This window comes from Ideonella sp. B508-1 (assembly GCF_000333615.1).
In the GTDB taxonomy this organism is placed as follows: Bacteria; Pseudomonadota; Gammaproteobacteria; order Burkholderiales; family Burkholderiaceae_C; genus Ideonella.
Genome location: NZ_BADL01000014.1, coordinates 1 through 1602 on the forward strand (window position 1 = coordinate 1; position 1602 = coordinate 1602).

The following is a 1602-nucleotide window of genomic DNA, read 5'->3' on the forward strand; positions in this document are numbered from 1 at the left end:
CGAGGTGGCACCCAGGATGTTGAGCTGCTCGCCGCGGCCGGCCAGTTCATACTTGAACAGGTTGCCCAGCAGCTGCATGGCCATGTCCTTGAAGGCCAGCGTCGGGCCATTGGACAGGGCTTCGATCAGCAGGCCGCTGTCGCCCAGGCGGCGCACCGGCACGATGGCCTCGCTGCCGAAGACCTCGGCGGTGTAGGTCTTGCGGACCAGCGCCTTCAGGTCAGTGGCCGGGATGTCGTCGATGTAGAGCGAGAGGATCTCGAAGGCTAGGTCGGCATAGGCCAGACCACGCCAGCGGGCCAGCGTGGCACCGTCCACCTGCGGGTAGGCCACCGGCAGGTACAGGCCGCCATCCGGCGCCAGGCCTTCCAGCAGGATCTCGCAGAAGCGGCGCTCGGTCTTGTCGCCGCGGGTGCTGATGTACTTCATGGTCGCTTTCGGCGGCCCTCAGGCCAGCTCTTCCTTGCGCAGGCTGACGATGGGCGCCAGCACGCTGGGCAGGGCCTGCATCTTGGCCTCGGCGGCGCGCAGCCGGCCTTCCTGGGTCTCATGGGTCAGGATGATCAGGTCGGTCTGCTTTTCGCCCTCGGCGGATTCGCGCTGCAGCACCGCGTCGATCGAGATGCCGTTGTCGGCCAGGATGCCGGTGATCTCGGCCAGCACACCGGCCTCGTCGGCCACCCGCAGACGCAGGTAGAAGGAGGTCTGCACCTGGCCGATCGGCAGGATGGGCGTGTCGGCCAGCGCGTCGGGCTGGAAGGCCAGCGAGGGCACGCGGTGGTCGGGGTCGGCGGTGGCCAGGCGAGTGATGTCCACCAGGTCGGCGATCACGGCCGAGGCGGTGGGCTCGGAGCCCGCACCCTTGCCGTAGTACAGCGTGGTGCCCACGGCATCGCCCTGCACCACCACCGCGTTCATCGCGCCTTCGACGTTGGCGATCAGGCGCTTGGCCGGGATCAGCGTCGGGTGCACCCGCAGCTCGATGCCCTCCTCGCGCCGCTTGGTGATGCCCAGCAGCTTGATGCGGTAGCCCAGTTGCTCGGCGTAGCGGATGTCCAGCGCCTGCAGCTTGGTGATGCCCTCGACGTGGGCCTTGTCGAACTGGACCGGGATGCCGAAGGCCAGCGCGCTCATCAGCGTGGCCTTGTGGGCGGCGTCCACGCCTTCGATGTCGAAGGTCGGGTCGGCCTCGGCATAGCCCAGGCGCTGGGCCTCCTTCAGCACCACGCTGAAGTCCAGGCCCTTCTCGCGCATCTCGGAGAGGATGAAGTTGGTGGTGCCGTTGATGATGCCGGCGATCCACTCGATGCGGTTGGCGGTCAGGCCTTCGCGCAGCGCCTTGATGATGGGAATGCCACCGGCCACCGCGGCCTCGAAGGCCACGGTGACACCCTTGGCGCGCGCGGCGGCGAAGATCTCGCTGCCATGCACGGCCAGCAGCGCCTTGTTGGCGGTGACGACATGCTTGCCCGCGGCGATGGCTTCCAGCACCAGGGCCTTGGCCACGCCATAGCCGCCGATCAGCTCGACGACGATGTCGATGTCGGGGTTGGCGATCACCTCACGGGCATCGCCCACCACGCGAACGCCCTCGCCCACGAT

Annotated in this window: 1 protein-coding gene and 1 pseudogene; both read right to left on the reverse strand. The window is 68.1% G+C overall.

What is annotated here, in order from left to right; all coding sequences use genetic code 11:
- Positions 1-429, reverse strand: a pseudogene (locus I73_RS25200) (threonine synthase); the annotation flags it as partial.
- Between the two features lie 18 nt (positions 430-447).
- The coding region (locus I73_RS00920; RefSeq protein ID WP_026096150.1) for a homoserine dehydrogenase at positions 448-1602 on the reverse strand (1155 nt) is incomplete at its 5' end.